At 56.2% G+C, this 14,678-nt stretch carries 14 protein-coding genes and 1 pseudogene; 9 read left to right on the top strand and 6 right to left on the bottom strand.

All coding sequences use genetic code 11. The features are described 5' to 3' along the window. Positions 1-20: 20 nt before the first annotated feature. Positions 21-1,514, bottom strand: coding sequence for a M17 family metallopeptidase (locus KFJ24_RS10610; protein ID WP_250831053.1), 1,494 nt, complete (start codon positions 1,512-1,514; stop codon positions 21-23). Between the two features lie 142 nt (positions 1,515-1,656). Between KFJ24_RS10610 and KFJ24_RS10605 the strand changes: the two genes are divergently transcribed. Together KFJ24_RS10605 and KFJ24_RS10600 are read left to right on the top strand one after the other, a co-directional pair. Continuing rightward, a complete protein-coding gene (locus KFJ24_RS10605; protein ID WP_250831052.1) occupies positions 1,657-2,538 on the top strand; it encodes an alpha/beta fold hydrolase in 882 nt (293 codons plus the stop codon). A 66-nt stretch (positions 2,539-2,604) separates the two neighbouring features. Further along, positions 2,605-3,303 (top strand): crotonase/enoyl-CoA hydratase family protein, encoded by a 699-nt coding sequence (locus KFJ24_RS10600; RefSeq protein ID WP_250831051.1) that lies wholly within the window; start codon positions 2,605-2,607, stop codon positions 3,301-3,303. Here KFJ24_RS10600 and KFJ24_RS10595 read toward each other — a convergent pair whose 3' ends face one another. Continuing rightward, complete coding sequence (locus KFJ24_RS10595; protein ID WP_250831050.1) at positions 3,304-5,463, bottom strand: LemA family protein; 2,160 nt, start codon at positions 5,461-5,463, stop codon at positions 3,304-3,306. A gap of 243 nt (positions 5,464-5,706) precedes the next feature. On the opposite strand from KFJ24_RS10595, the gene KFJ24_RS10590 reads away from it, so the two are divergent. From KFJ24_RS10590 to KFJ24_RS10580, 3 genes and pseudogenes are all read left to right on the top strand, one after another. After that, on the top strand, positions 5,707-6,357 hold the full coding sequence (locus tag KFJ24_RS10590) for a dimethylsulfonioproprionate lyase family protein (RefSeq protein ID WP_250831049.1): 651 nt from the start codon (positions 5,707-5,709) through the stop codon (positions 6,355-6,357). Positions 6,358-6,389: 32 nt separating this feature from the next. Continuing rightward, a pseudogene (locus tag KFJ24_RS10585) lies at positions 6,390-6,584 on the top strand (hypothetical protein); the annotation flags it as partial. Between the two features lie 48 nt (positions 6,585-6,632). Beyond that, positions 6,633-7,670, top strand: a complete 1,038-nt coding sequence (locus KFJ24_RS10580) for a threonine aldolase family protein (RefSeq protein ID WP_250831048.1) — start codon at positions 6,633-6,635, stop codon at positions 7,668-7,670. A gap of 97 nt (positions 7,671-7,767) precedes the next feature. Here KFJ24_RS10580 and KFJ24_RS10575 read toward each other — a convergent pair whose 3' ends face one another. Continuing rightward, complete coding sequence (locus KFJ24_RS10575; protein WP_250831047.1) at positions 7,768-8,040, bottom strand: alpha/beta fold hydrolase; 273 nt, start codon at positions 8,038-8,040, stop codon at positions 7,768-7,770. Between the two features lie 182 nt (positions 8,041-8,222). Here KFJ24_RS10575 and efpL point away from each other — a divergent pair, with 182 nt between their 5' ends. Both efpL and KFJ24_RS10565 read left to right on the top strand, forming a co-directional pair. Next, positions 8,223-8,789 carry an elongation factor P-like protein EfpL gene (gene efpL, locus KFJ24_RS10570; protein WP_250831046.1) on the top strand — a complete coding sequence of 189 codons (567 nt, stop codon included), beginning with the start codon at positions 8,223-8,225 and terminating at the stop codon, positions 8,787-8,789. An 18-nt stretch (positions 8,790-8,807) separates the two neighbouring features. Continuing rightward, the gene (locus KFJ24_RS10565; protein ID WP_250831045.1) at positions 8,808-9,992 is read left to right on the top strand and encodes a YbfB/YjiJ family MFS transporter; all 1,185 of its coding nucleotides are present in this window, start codon (positions 8,808-8,810) and stop codon (positions 9,990-9,992) included. A gap of 26 nt (positions 9,993-10,018) precedes the next feature. On the opposite strand, the gene KFJ24_RS10560 is transcribed toward KFJ24_RS10565, so the two are convergent. Further along, positions 10,019-12,061: an alkyl/aryl-sulfatase gene (locus KFJ24_RS10560; RefSeq protein WP_250831044.1), complete on the bottom strand. Its 2,043-nt coding sequence runs from the start codon at positions 12,059-12,061 to the stop codon at positions 10,019-10,021. A 129-nt stretch (positions 12,062-12,190) separates the two neighbouring features. Beyond that, a complete protein-coding gene (locus KFJ24_RS10555; protein ID WP_250831043.1) occupies positions 12,191-12,658 on the bottom strand; it encodes a hypothetical protein in 468 nt (155 codons plus the stop codon). A 174-nt stretch (positions 12,659-12,832) separates the two neighbouring features. Here KFJ24_RS10555 and KFJ24_RS10550 point away from each other — a divergent pair, with 174 nt between their 5' ends. Both KFJ24_RS10550 and KFJ24_RS10545 read left to right on the top strand, forming a co-directional pair. After that, positions 12,833-13,324 (top strand): acyl-CoA thioesterase, encoded by a 492-nt coding sequence (locus KFJ24_RS10550; protein WP_250831042.1) that lies wholly within the window; start codon positions 12,833-12,835, stop codon positions 13,322-13,324. Positions 13,325-13,400: 76 nt separating this feature from the next. After that, complete coding sequence (locus KFJ24_RS10545; protein WP_250831041.1) at positions 13,401-14,168, top strand: hypothetical protein; 768 nt, start codon at positions 13,401-13,403, stop codon at positions 14,166-14,168. On the opposite strand, the gene KFJ24_RS10540 is transcribed toward KFJ24_RS10545, so the two are convergent. Continuing rightward, the gene (locus KFJ24_RS10540; protein ID WP_250831040.1) at positions 14,149-14,601 is read right to left on the bottom strand and encodes an Lrp/AsnC ligand binding domain-containing protein; all 453 of its coding nucleotides are present in this window, start codon (positions 14,599-14,601) and stop codon (positions 14,149-14,151) included. The two genes, KFJ24_RS10545 and KFJ24_RS10540, sit on opposite strands and share 20 nt — an antisense overlap. Positions 14,602-14,678: the final 77 nt, after the last annotated feature.

The raw sequence follows: 14,678 nt of genomic DNA, 5'->3' as shown, positions 1-14,678 counted from the left end.
GGTAATCCGGCCCTGTGGGTTTACCGAGACTCACCGGCAATTCGTTTGAACCATTCGACGCCAAAGCGCACGCCGAATCCCTGAATGTCGGTAGGTATGTGCGCGAGTCCGCCCTTGTGAGTGCCAGTTGAAGCCATGTCCACGTGAACCCAGTCAACGTCCTTATCCACGAATTTCCCGAGAAACCTTGCCGCGTAGATATGATCGCCGGCTCCTGCGGTCCGGCACTGAAGCGTATCTGCGACATCAGACTTGAGGTCTTCGTCGTAATCGTCCTGGTACGGAAATGGCCAGACCCGTTCACCACAGTGCTCGCCGGTCTGGATGATGGGCTCAACCCAATGTCGCCGGTTGGTGATTGCGCCGGCCATGCGCTGGCCCAGGCTCGCGACTACTGCGCCGGTGAGCGTGGCGTAATCCAGAATGGCGCGGGGTTTTTGTCGGCAGGCGAGGGCGAGGGTGTCAGCCAATACCATGCGCCCCTCGGCATCCGTATTGATCAATTCGATGGTGGTGCCATTCAGTGCCGTAATGACATCATTGCACTTGACCGCCCGTGAGCCGATGTGGTTTTCCGCCAGGGCAAGCCAACAGTCTACAGGCTGGGAAAAATTGAGACGCGTCAGGGCTAGCAGGGTTCCAAGCGCCACGGCGCTGCCCTGCATATCGCCGTGCATACCCAGCATGCCGCCGCCCACTTTGAGGCTGCTGCCACCGGTATCGAAGCATATGCCTTTGCCAATAAGGGCAAGCGGCCGATCTTCAGCGCCCTTCAGTCGGTAACGCAGCCGTAGTATTCCGGCATCCCGGACAGGGCTGGCCTTAACCACGGATAAAAAAGCGCCGGCCCCCAGGCCTTCCAGTTGCTCCAGGTCGTAAAATTCAGCTTCCCAGCCTTCGGCCTGTGCCAGTGCTTCGGCGTATTCGCGGTAAATTCCCGGTGTCAGGTAATTCCCCGGCAGGTGGGTTAGCCATCGGGCCAGATTGTTGCCCTCGGCGGTCGCCTTGACGTAGCGAAAGTCAGCCGCCTCAAACGCGCCAAAGAAGTTCATGGCTGTCAGGGATGGTTTTTCAGCGGCTTTGTCAGAGATTTTGGGTAGCGGGAACAGGGCGGCGAAGGCCGCAGCGACCAGGGCTTCGGCCATGATGCAGGCAGCAGGTGACTGATCAAGCAGGGAGATTACATTGATCTTTTGGGAGTGCTCGGCCATCAGTGGTGCGATCAGTTTGCGCGCCTGGCTAAGGGATTTGAATCCGCTGACATCATCCGAGACAAAGGCAATGGCGGTGCGCGTGCCTCTGGGGCCGGAAATCAGTATCGGATTGGTGTCGTCGGGGAAATCAGCGAGGCGCAGTTTCAGGAAATCGTCCCAGGGGGTCTTCGCCAGGGCATTATGTTTTCCCTCCGGCACAAGGAGCACAAGGCTCACACCGGTGTCGAAATCCCAGGAAGCCGGTATGCGATGGTCTACGTCCAGCTTCAGTGCCGGCATTTGGGGGAGTTCAGGTTTCATGGTCGGGTGCTCCAGCGGTTTTGAATTTAGTCTCCTGTAAGGGTAGCTGTTATCCGTCTGGACATGGGAGGCTCACGACAATAGAGTTGGGTTTCGTTATGCAACCATATTGAATAATCCAAAACAGGGAACGGACCGGCGAATGTTTCTGAGCGATCCAAGGACACTGACCACACCTCGTGGCACCTTTACCTACCGCGATGCCGGCAGCGGAACACCGCTGGTGATGATTCATGGCTGGCCGGAAAGCTCCTATTGCTGGGAGCATGTCGGTCGTTATCTGAATGCAGGCTTCCATATTATTGCGCCCGACCTGCGCGGCCTGGGCGACAGTGAACGTACGGTCGGCAGGGAGCATTACCACAAGGCCGAACTGGCGCAGGATGTGATCAGCATGCTGGATGCCCTCGGCATCAACCGGTTTCAGCTGGTGGGGCACGACTGGGGCGGCGTTGTTGCGCAGGAAGTTGCTCTGGCGATTCCGGAACGGGTTTCGAGGCTGGCGATCATGAACATTGCCGTTATTAACAACCTGAAGGGCAACATGGAGGTTGTTGAAAAAGTGCGTTCGGGGAGTGGTAAAGCGTACTGGTATCAGCACTTCCAGCAGGCGCCGGGTATGGCGGAAGCGATGATTCCCGGAAACGAGGAAGTCTGGATCCGGTATTTTCTGAGAGGTGCGGAGCAGCCCGTACCGGAAGATTCCGTTGCCGAGTACGTGCGTATGTATGCGATCGCTGGCACGCCGGCCGCCGCAGCCAACTATTACCGTACCTTCGACAGCGACGCCAAACGTTGGGCTACCCTGTCCGATCACGTCTGGCCGATGCCGAGTATTTATATCTATGGCAATCGGGACCATGTGATCATCCCGGAGTACCTGAATCACATCGAGAGCTGCTTCACGGACATCCGGGTTGCAGAGGTAAAGGCCGGGCACTTTCTGCAGGAAGAGAAACCTCAGGAGGTTGCAGAGCATATGAATGCTTTTTTTGAGCCTGCATCGGTGGGAAAACAGGATTGAGAAGCTGCTGAGAAGGTGGCAAAGTTCACCGCAAAATTACGATAACCTGAACGAAAGGAGAGGCCGGTGACGGACCTTGTAGATTACCAATTCAATGACGGCGTCGCGACGATCACTATTGCCAACGGCAAGGCGAATGCCCTCAGCCATGAAGTGTTTGAGGCGCTGAACTCGGCGCTGGATCGCGCGGAGAGGGATGAGGCCGTGGTTATCCTGACCGGGCAACCGGGTATTTTTTCCGGAGGTTATGACCTCAAAGAGATGCAGAAAGGTCCGGATGAGGCGTCTGCTCTGGTAAGTGTGGGCTCAAAACTGACCCGCCGTTTGTCAGCCTTCCCGTTCCCGGTGATCGGCGCCTGCAGTGGCCACGCCATTGCCAAGGGTGCTTTCATCATGCTCTCCGTAGATCACCGAATTGGCATTGAGGGCGGTTTCAAACTTGGCCTGAACGAGGTTGCCATCGGCATGACCATGCACCATGCCGGTATTGAGATCGCGCGTCACCGGCTGGCTCCCGCACATTTCTATCGCTCAGTCGTGAATGCTGAAATCTATAGCCCCGAGGGTGCTGTGGAAGCCGGTTTCCTCGACGAAGTTGTAGCTCCGGAACAGCTGATGGTGCGGGCAAACGAGCTGGCGCAGCAATTCCGTAAGCTGAACATGCGGGCGCACAAGGAAACCAAGCTCAAGTCCAAGGCTGAATATCTGGCGCTGCTGGATCGTTGTATCGAGCAGGATGCCGCCAGTCTCGGTCTTAGCGGCTAATCAGTCCCCGGTCGGGAACTGTTTCGCCGCCCGGAACCGGAACAGTCTGGCCAGAATCAGGTCCGGAAACGACTGTATGCGTGTGTTGTAGATCATCGCGCTTTCGGTGAAGCTGTTACGTAGCAGGGACAGATAGTCCTCGGTCTCCGCCATGATTGTCATGAACTGACTGATCACCGCATTGTTCTTCAGGTCCGGATAATTTTCGATCCGGGCCTGCATGGCTCTCGTCACCTTCTGTTCAAATCCAATCAGTTTGTCTACCTGCCCTGCGTTATGGATCTCTGCCGGATTGGCATTGCGTAGTTGGGCGATAGCCTTCAGCAGTTGTTTCTCGTGGGCCAGGGAAGCTTTGACCACCTTCTCCAGGTTGGGCCACAAGTCGTGGCGCTGCTGGAGGATGGTGTCGATGTTGGCCCGGGCGCGATCGACTCGATTCTTCAGGAATACGATGTCGTTGTAGTGCAGGATGCCGATGTAAACGCAGAGCACCAGCGGTACTGTCAGTGCGGAAAGCAGCAGGTTGTCGGGGCTGAAATTACCATCGGCTGCAAACAGCGCCGTGGCCGCAAACAGGAAAAGGCCCAGACTGACGGCCGTGCCCACAAAGCCGCCCGCGCCACGCGCGAGCACAATGTCATCTTCCTCGTGGGTGCTGATCAGGAATGGCGCGCCATCATCCTGCTGAAGGGTAAGGCGGTCCGGCTGGCCTCGATCCAGACCCGCAAATCCCAGGCAATAGACGTTGACCAGGGTGTCCAGCAGCCTGACTGTGTAACGTCGTTCGCCGCGAGTTTCTGAATGGTGTTTTGGGTATTCGATGTTGGCCCCGTCCGGTTGGACCAGTACACGGCCCTGGTTGTCGTCAAGCCAGAAGGGCACGCATTCGGTCTGGTGTTCGATGGTGTGCCACTTTTCGTTTTTTCCGGATCCCCGTCGCTCTTCCACCTTGTAATCGAAGGCAACGCATTTTTCGTTCCGGAGCGGGTCATGAATGGGGGGGTGAAGGTCATCCACATCCACCATGCCTTTCAGTTCTGACAAGCCAAAGCTCAGACCTTTGGTGCTGCTGGTGGGTACGGCTTCAATCAGACGCTTGAACTTGACCGTGCGGATCGCGAAGAAAAGCAGTATCACGGCGAGTACCGAACTTCCGGCCGATAGCCCCCAACTCGTCCAGGTGTGCTGGAACCTGCCTCGTGGCTGGCTTTCAACGATCTGCTGCGCCCTCGCCTCCGTGCTGGCATCCAGTTCAGGCATAGGCAGGCGCTTTTCTACCACGCGCCGGAACATCCACCGGTCAAGCCATCCGCTGGTGCTTTGGCGAATGAGCTGTTGCAGGGCGGCGACGTCCGCGAGCACCAGAGGGTTGTCCCCGGCCCCGTTTAGCTGCTGATAGCGGGATTCGTAAAGGGTGGCGATGGCGGACCACTCCTGGTTCAGTTTGGCTACGCCCAGAGCGGAGAGGGTTCCCGAGATAGCGACGCACATCACCAGGACATACACCCAGAAGCGATGTATTTTGGCGGCGGTCAGCAGCAAGGCCAGGCCGAGGGCCAGCAGGCCGGTGGCAATGGAAATCCGGATGGCAGCATTGAACAGGCGGTCTCCGCCGTCTACATCCAGGGTAAAGCCTGAAACCAATGCCGGCAGGTTGAACGTGTCCAGTCCGGTGAACACCAGCTCCCGGTTTTCCCGGCTGTAGCGCCCGATGACCCTGACGGTGTCACCGGGTGTTAATGCCCATTCCGAATATATTTTTCGCCCGGTTTGCGAGCGATAGCTGCGCTCCAGGCTCCACTCGATAGCTGAGAGATCATGGCCAGGTGCAATGGTAACGGCGTCACTGGCATCCCGGAGCAGGAAGCTTCCACCCCGCTGACCGGATTCGAGTGTGCGGGTTTTTAAGTCGCCATCGGAATCCCGGTACTCCTCCTCAAGCTTGTATCGGTAATAAACGGCTTCGGTATTGGAGTAGGGAGTGATGAGCGTACCCGTGTCCTCGCCCGCCTGCCCGGCGATGACATAGGGCCCCTTGGTCAGAGCAGCAATGGGTGTCTCGGGCATACGCTCTATCTGGCGGGCCTGGGCAAGCTGGTTAAGTCCGGTTTGCATGAGGTGGTAGGAGCCAGCCAGGCAGGCCAGTGCGAGCACTGCCATAATGATACGGCCTGGCATGCTCGCAGGATTAAAGCGCCTCATGGGTGTGCAACTCTCTCTGTCGATGATTTCGGGAAAGCGGGAGTATATAACATGGGGGCCGCCTCTTATGTGCGCCCCTCGGGTTTTCCGGGTTTTCTGTTGCCCGCCGTTTCGTCCATTCTGCCTTTTTAGAGAGGCAAGACAGGTGGTCAGGCTCTGGCATCTGACGTCCGGATTGGTGATTAACTCAGGAGCGATAACGTGGATAAACTTTCCGACCATGTCGACTGGCAGTATGTATTCCGGGAATTCTGGCACCTGTACCGGTTTGGTTCGGCAGGCGGTAACCGGGTTATTCGCTCTCACCTGAAAGAAGTGCGCAATCGCCTGAACGCAGAACTGGAAACGAATCCGCGGGTGGCATTTGACCAACCGAACAGTTTGCCGGTTTGTGCCTGGTTGGGGCGTGCGATTGATAAGGGGCTGGGCGAACGCACAGCGCCAATGGTTCGCTCTTTTGTCCGTGTGTCAGGTCAGCTTACCTGGCGGTATGGTTATGAGCGCATGCGGAAGGGGCTTGCCCGGAAATACGCCTATGCCGAGTTGATGGGACCCAGTGGCCCGGTTATCAGCAATAAGCTGATTCTTGGTGTGGTTTTGTTCGCCCCCAAATGCACTTATCCGGAGCATAGCCACGACGGCATCAGTGAATCCTATATTTGCCTGAGCGGTTCAATTTCCGACAGCAACTACAGTGTGTTTACCCCGGGCTCACTGCTATTTAACCCGCCCCAGCGGGCGCATCGAATGACGACAGGGGATTTCGAACCGACCTTGCTCGCTTATGCGTGGACCGGGGATGAAGACAAGCTGGCCCACCAGAAAATGAACTTTTCATTGAAAAAAGGGTGACTCTGGGCCTGATAACCCAGGCGGTACGCGGTTTACGTCACTATGATTATGCGCCCCAGTTACCCACCGGCTATGCGGGTATGTATGTGCTCGCTCTGATTCCACCGCTTTGGTTTCGGGTGATGAATCCCCGGGTAAGGGCTTATTACCAGGGCGATGGGTGGCAATTATCCGCAAAGGAGTTTGAACAGTCGGTCAGCACTGACGATTCACCTCAAATCGTGTAACTTGAAGGGTTTACTGAGCCCTTGAATAAACGATAGAGGAGTGCCCTCGTGCCCGTGTCAGAGCAGTTCGCCAGCGATAACTACAGCGGTGTGTGTCCGCAAGCCTGGGAGGCAATGGCAGCCGCCAACCGAATGGACGAGGCGGCCTACGGCGAAGACAGCTGGACGCAACGTGCGGCAGACGGGTTGAGGGCGCTGTTTGATACGGACTGCGATGTCTATTTCGTTTTCAATGGCACCGCGGCGAATTCCCTGGCGCTGGCATCAATCGGCCAGTCGTTTCACAGTGTGATCTGCCATGAGCTGGCCCACATTGAAACGGACGAGTGCGGCGGCCCTGAGTACGCATCCAATGGCGCGAAACTGTTGTTGGGGCAGGGCGCCGACGGCAAGCTGACCCCGCAGAGTATTGAACATCTGGTGACCAAGCGCTCAGATATTCATTACCCCAAACCCAAGGCCTTGAGCCTTACGCAGGCTACCGAAGTGGGCACGGTTTATACGCCTGAGGAGCTGAAGGCTATCCGCGCCGTGGCCGATCAGTACAAGCTGAACATTCATATGGACGGAGCCCGGTTTGCGAATGCGGTGGCGGCGCTGGATGTGCACCCTTCCGAGATTACCTGGAAGGCCGGCGTGGACGTACTGTGTTTTTCCGGTACCAAGAATGGTCTGGCGCTGGGTGAAGCGGTGGTCTTCTTCAACAAGGCACTTGCAGAGGATTTCGAGTGGCGCTGCAAACAGGCGGGGCAGTTGGCTTCGAAGATGCGATTTATTTCAGCGCCCTGGTGCGGACTCCTGGAAGGCGACGTGTGGCTGGCCAATGCCCGGCATGCCAATGCCTGTGCGGAGAGACTCGCCAGTGGTCTGGAAGGTTTGCCGGGTATCGAACTTCGGTATCCAAGGCAGGTAAACGGTGTCTTCGTGGAAATGCCAGAACCGGTGCAGACAGCGCTTCGGGCCAAAGGATGGCGGTTTTATAACTTTATTGGTGGCAGCGCTCGTCTGATGTGTTCCTGGGCGACGACGACAGAGCAGGTTGATCGCTTCCTCGCGGATGTCCGGTCGTTGTTGGCCCGGTCCTGAGTCAGGCCCGATCAATTTATCATCATGACGCTGAACCCGCTGTCTGACACGGGTTCAGGTCACCTGTCCTTGCCCTGCTAACAAAGTTATCCACAGTTTATGTGGGTATCTCAATGCCGAGGTGTGACAAGAGCGCAGCCAGATCATTCGCCGAGTCATAGTAGGTAAAGGGTTCGGGCGCCTCCACCGCTGTCTGACCATGCCCCCGCTCGTCCCAGACGATGCAGCGGAAGCGGTCACGAAATGCGTCGACCTGGGGCGCGAACATCTCATGGTCCATCATTAAACCATGACAGAAGACAATCGCCGGTCCGGTGCCACCGGTATCCTCGTAGTACAAACGTTGACCATTCAGATCGGCAAAAGCCATAACTCATCCCTATTGTTGTTTGATTACGGTTAGGAGACTATCTTTATCCAAACGTGTCGGTTTTCAAGTCTGTTGAAAACGGCCGGCTATTCATACAACGGTGCATCGTGGTATCGATTGTCGCCCGCCATCGTGGTATATCAGCAGGTTTGTTGTCCCATTTTTACTCTGGAATCAAAACAATGCCAAGAGCAAGTGAAATCAAGAAGAATTCTGCGGTTGAATACGAAGGTCGTGCCTACTTTGTAAAAGACATTGAGCGCTCCGTGCCCCAGGGGCGTGCCGGTGGCAGTCTTTACCGGATGCGCATGTACGATGTGGTGACGGGGAACAAGATCGACGAGACCTTTAAAGACTCGGACATGCTGAACCTGGCAGACCTGATCCGGCGACCGGCCACCTTTTCCTATGCCGACGGCGATGAGTATGTCTTCATGGACAGCGAAGACTTCTCTCAATACAGCCTGAACAGGGACGCCATTGCCGATGAGCTGCTTTTCATCAGCGAGGACACGCAAGGCATCATGGTGATTCTGGTCAGTGATGCGCCCGTTGCGCTGGCCCTGCCGCCGACCGTTGATCTTGAAATCTCAGAAACGGATCCGTCCATCAAGGGCGGCTCTGCAACGGCGAGAACCAAACCCGCAACACTCTCTACCGGGCTGGTCATTCAGGTGCCTGAGCATATTTCCACCGGAGACTGCATCAGGATTAATGTGGAAGAGCGTAAATTCCTGGGTCGCGCCTAGTCCGAAGCAGGGAAGTCCATGAAACCAATAGAGACAATCAAGGTACTGGCTGCCAGTGTGATCGCGGTTGTAGTCATGGTGGGTATTGCCCGGTTCTCGTACACGCCGATGATCCCCGAGATGATGGAGGCCCTTGGGCTGAGTCAGTCCGTGGTCGGTATGCTGGCAACTGTAAACTACGCCGGCTACCTCACCGGAGCGCTTTTGATCACCAGGATTAGTGATCTCGGCCTCAAGGTAAGACTGTATCAGCTGGGGCTCGTTGTGGCGGTAGTCTCCACGGTCCTTATGGGGTACACCAGCAACGTCTGGTTGTGGTTTGTTCTGCGCTTTGTCTCCGGGCTGAGCACCTCGGCGGGCATGTTGCTCGGTGCTGGTTTGCTAATGAGCTGGCTGATCAAGAACAACCAGAAATCCGAGCTTGGCGTGTTCTTTTCTGGCATCGGGCTCGGAATTGTACTGACTGCAGTGCTGGCAGAGCTGATCAAGGAACCTTTCACCTGGGATCAGCAGTGGGTGGTTTATGGGCTGGTTGCACTGGTGCTGTTGGTTCCTGCCTGGCTCTGGATGCCCGATTACAGGGCCTGCGCCCTGCCTCGAACCGGGGATGCGGCTGCCGGGGATGAGCGGGGCCGGTTTATTCGGATCCTGCAGCTGGCCTACTTTTGTGCCGGCGTGGGTTATGTGGTTACGGCAACCTTCCTGGTGGCCATTGCCGAGTCCATACCGGAACTCGCTGGCCACGGCTGGCTGATCTGGCTTATTGCCGGCCTTTCGGCCACACCGGCCTGCTGGCTCTGGGACGTGTTCTCGCGCCGATGGGGGCAGTGGGTGGCACTTTATCTGGCTTACACGCTTAACTCGGTGAGTATCCTGATGTTGATCGTCAATACCAGCCTGGCCAGCGTGATGCTGAGTTCCGTGATCTATGGCATCAGCTTCATCGGTATTGTCAGCATGATGCTGGCGATGGTGGGCCGCGTGTTCCCGGAAAATCCGTCCCGGCCCATGAGCCGGCTCACCTTCAGCTATGGTATAGCACAGATGCTGGCGCCGGCTGTTGTGGGCTATCTGGCGGATGCCGAGGGTAATTACACCCACGGACTATGGCTTACCCTGGTGGTGATGGCGCTTGGCGTGGTTGCGCTTCATCTGGCACGCCGGGCCACGGAGAACGAAACGAAGCCATCCCTCTCAGGTTAACTCCGGGAGGGTGGTTTCGGGGAGCCTTATGGGGTCACGATATTGAATTTACCCTCCGGCTTATCCAGCATGCTGAAGAAACCCAGGAGGTCCAGCCTGCTTCCTTCAAAGCTGAGTTCATCACTGAACAGCATTTCCTTCAATCCGGCCTCGCCGATCAGAATGTCCACGAACAATGCTCTGGTAAGCTTCAGGGTGGCGTCGGCCGGCGTGTCGCTGCTGGTTTTACGGTTGTGCAGGACCGAGTTTCCCAGGGTTAACAGATAGCTTTCCCGTAAGTCAGTAAAGGTCACTTTGATGCTCAGGGACTCTCCTTGAGCATCGTCCGCGTTGAGTCGCACGGCCATGCTGTCGAAGAACAGCGAGACTGGCGTGTTGAGTAATACGTCTTTCATTACCGCGGGTTTGATGCCTTCTTCTGGCCCGCCATGGCGCAGCTCATAAGCGCCAGAAAGATAGAAGTCGCGCCAGGGCGCCGATTCAGCCTGATACCCGAGTTGATCGTAGACCTTTGCCAGCAAGGACGTAGCCTGTTCATTGTCTGGCTCGGCAAAGACAACATGATTCAGGAGTTCCGCCAGCCATCGGTAGGTCTTCCTGCCCTCATCTGTCTTCATGTCAGTGGCGGCGTCAAAGTCGCTCCGGGCCTTCTCCAGAATGCTGTCAGCACCGCCCATCATTTCAACGTAACGCGCTGCCGCTTCAGGCTCCGGCAAAGGGTTCAGTTTTGCAGGATTGGCGGTAAACCAGCCCATGTAGTTCTGGTATACCGCCTTGGCATTGTGGGCGACGGTTCCGTAGTAACCCTGGTTGTGAAAATCCTCTTGCAGAGCGGCGGGGAGTTTCACGCTCTCGGCGATTTCGTTGGGGGTGAAGCCCCGGTTCATCAGGCGAACGCTCTGATCATGAATGAATTTGTAGGTGTCCCGCTGTTTGACCAGGAAGTCCTGAATCCTGTCTTGCCCCCACAGCGGCCAGTGATGGCTGGCAAAGTAGACTTCCGCGTCGGAAAAGCGGTTCCGGGCCTCGTCAATGTAGGCACTCCAGATACGCGCATCGCGTACCTTGGCGCCGCGCAGGGTATAGAGATTGTGCATGTTCCGGCTGACCAGTTCGGCGCCACAGAACGCCTTGTGTTCGGGCAGGTAGAAGGTGAATTCGGAGGGGGCTTCGGAGCCGGAGACGATCTGGAAGACCATCTGGACGCCATCAATGGTCAGTTCAGTACCCGTCTTGCTGACCAGTTGGGTGGGTTCTGCAAAGCCAAAGGTGCCGAACGCCGGGCCCTTGCCGAGGCCGGTTCCCACGTGACCGCGATCATTGTGTTCCAGCCGTTTGCCATACATGTACATGGCACGCCGCGTCATTGCAGGGCCCGCTATGATGTTTTCGCTGGTGGCCTCTTCTTCAAACCCCTCCGGTGCGACAATCCTAAGGTCGCGCTTTTCCTCATCCGGGAGATGCTGGAGTACGCCCTGAACGCCGCCAAAGTGATCGATATGGCTGTGGGTAAAGATGATGGCCCGCACGGGCTTTTTGCCGAGGTGTTCCTGTGCGAACAGGAAGGCTCTGCTTGCGGTTTCGCGTGCGGTCAGCGGATCCACCAGAATCCAGCCGGTGTCGCTTTCAATGATGGACATATTGGCCAGGTCATAGCCGCGGACCTGGTAAAGGCCATCGGTTACCTTGAACAACCCATGGATGTTGTTGAGGGAAGCCTGGCGCCAGAGACTGGGATTGACTGAGGCAGGGGCATCCTTGCCATCGTCATCAATGAAATCGTATTCAGGCATATTCCAGATACCATCGCCGTTCTGATTCTCGACGACCAGGTTCGGGTCCTGGGCAACCAGGCCACGGCGCGCGTTCTCGAAGTCTTCGCGATTGCTGAAGGGCCGCTGTTCAAGTATCTCTTCATTGAATCGGCTGGTGATGTCCGTAGGGGCTGTATGGCCGGCGGCATAGGCTCCGGCTTCCTGGCCTGGTCCGGAATCGCAGCCGGCGACGCCCAGGGCAACTGCAATAATCGGCAGGATGATCTGCTTCGGGTAAATGAGTTTCGGTTTCATGGCGGGCCTGTTGTTATTGAGCAGTAGACCCTGGGAAGTTTAGCGCGTTAAAGCCTGGTCTATCGCTGTATGCAGCAACAGGAGGTTGAACAACCGAGATTTTTGAGTAAAAAATGGCTGCCAACCGGTTCAGTACGAACCGGTCTGATCTCTTGGTGCCATCTTCAGGAATACCCCCAGAGCAGCCAGAAGCAATGCCGTACTCACGATGATCGCCACCGGATAGTAAAGGTTTCCAGCGAGCTCAAGCTGGCTGTATTTGATGATCATGATCAGGCCTTCGAGGGACATCGCAACGCACACGGTTCCAATAAATCTGGGCAGTGTGCGCCTCATCATGGTGATGACATCGTGAGATTCCGATCGTCCGCTGTATTCCGAACGAATCACCATCGCCAGTTCGTAAACCGCCAGAGCAATAATGCTGCCGTTGACGCCTTTGATGAGCGCTTGCATGAGTGGCTGCCCCGACTGTATCTGGCTGACGACTTCCATGACAGTTGCACTCACCAGAGTAAACGCGAGGGCGAAAAACACCAGTGAAAACAGCCGGGCAAACAGGGCCCTGACGGGAATTGATGTCAGCATGTTGATCATTGAGCGAGACCTATGTGTCGATACGTGCAGGTACAGGCTATATATAAATGATAGTGATTTCGCTTAAAAATCGCTCATTGATCAGTAACCTTTCCGGCCCAGCCCGGCAATGAGTGTTTCATGGCGTCTGTCCTGTAGTAACCTTTGGGTAAAGCCAACGAGAGAAAGGATTCCATGTCTGAAATGCTGTCGAAACCCGTGTCCGCATCCGCCGTTGAAAAGCACGTTTACAAAGTTTTCCCCAATGACATGAATGCCCACAATACCGTCTTCGGGGGCATGATCATGGCAAAGTGTGATCGCCTGGCTCTGGTGGTTGCGGAGCGCCATTCGGCGCATGTTTGCGTAACTGCCGCAGTGGATTCCATCCATTTTCGGGCGCCTGCCAAGGGTAATGATACCCTCCTGTTCAGCCTGTCTCTTAACCGAAGCTGGGGTTCTTCCATGGAAATCGGTGCGAAAGTCGAGGCGGAGAACAGTTACACCGGCGATACCCGGCACATCCTTTCTGCGTTCTTTACCTTTGTTGCTCTGGACGAGAACGATAAGCCGGTAAATGTGCCGGCGGTTGTGCCGGAAACCGATGAGCAGCATCGCCGTTTTGAGAACGCCGAGATTCGGCGGGAAGGGCGCCTGAAAACGCGGGAAAAGCTCTCGCGGGCGTGACAGACATCCGGGGTTGTGTCGGACCACCCGGATTGCAGCTACACTTGAATCAGGCTTGGCCACACGGGAGGTGGGGATGCAGCTTCCATCAGGAGGCGCCCAGCACTACATTCTCATGTTGATTCCCACGCTGCTCCGTGAAATCGAGGAGCTGGGGCTGCCTCATATTATCCGGACTTCCGGTTTTTCCGAACGGGAGGTCACGACTCTCTACTTTGAATTCGTCTCCATCAAACGGGTGCTTCCGGCCGATCCTGAGCGAATCGCTCCGGAGATTTGGGAACACCTGCTCTATTGTGTTCAGGTGATGAGTGCCATGGTGAATGCGGCATCTCTCAGTGAGCTGGTGCAGGCCCGTGAGCAGGCGATCCGGAAGTTTTTGCCGCACGCCCGAAAAGCTATTGAGACGGAATATCGTGAACAATGCCGGGAGGGTGCGGTTGATCTCCGGTTAGCCGGGATGCTGCGTGAGAAAACCTCGCCCGAGCATTCCCGGGAGTTATGTATGGAAGCGATCCGATTGGAACGGGAGCAACGTCTCGAATCGGTCAGGGCATTGTCCACGTCATTGCTTGGCCACCACTCGGCTCATGTCGTGGAAGCCGCGAAGGCATGGGTTGTGCGGGAAAATGCTGACCCGCCGGAAGATTTTGGCGCGCTGGATCTGGTTATCCGGCTACTGGACCTGTTGAAACTGGTGCTCGCGCTAGAGGGGGATAGCAACGCCAAGGCAGCCATCCCGGGAGATTTTTCGGTGGACAACATCGTTCTGGGGATTGGCAATGCCCTATACCGCAAGGAGTTGGGCCTGCAGTCTTCCCTGGTCAGATTCCCGCATCCTTGACGTTTTCCATCACCACGAATGTGCTGGTCTGCAGCACATGTGGCAGAGCGGAAATCTGTTCACCCAGTACCTGCCGGTATTCCGCCATATCCCCGGTTCTGACTTTCAGCAGGTAGTCAAAGTTGCCTGCGATCATGTGGCACTGCTCTACCGCCGATATTTGTTTTACTGCCTTGTTGAACGCCGCGAGTGCATTACTACTGGTGTCATTAAGGGTCACCTGGGCAAAGGCAATATGGCTGAGCCCCAGCTTGGTCTGGTTGACCAGCGCGGTATAGCCCGTGATGTAGCCCTGTTCTTCAAGCCGGCGCATGCGAACCTGACACGGCGTTTTGGACAGGCCGACCCGGGAGGCGAGTTCAGTAACAGTGATCCTGGAATTCTTTTGCAGCTCCCGGATGATGGAGTGATCAATTCTGTCCAGTTCGACCATATTTTCGGTTCCTGGTTGAAGTTAGGGCTATATCAAAAGCTGAATATAATCAAAATACCTGTTATTTAAAACTATAT

Source organism: Marinobacter sediminum (assembly GCF_023657445.1).
Lineage (GTDB): Bacteria > Pseudomonadota > Gammaproteobacteria > Pseudomonadales > Oleiphilaceae > Marinobacter > Marinobacter sediminum_A.
This window is presented reverse-complemented; position numbering and strand designations above follow the sequence as displayed.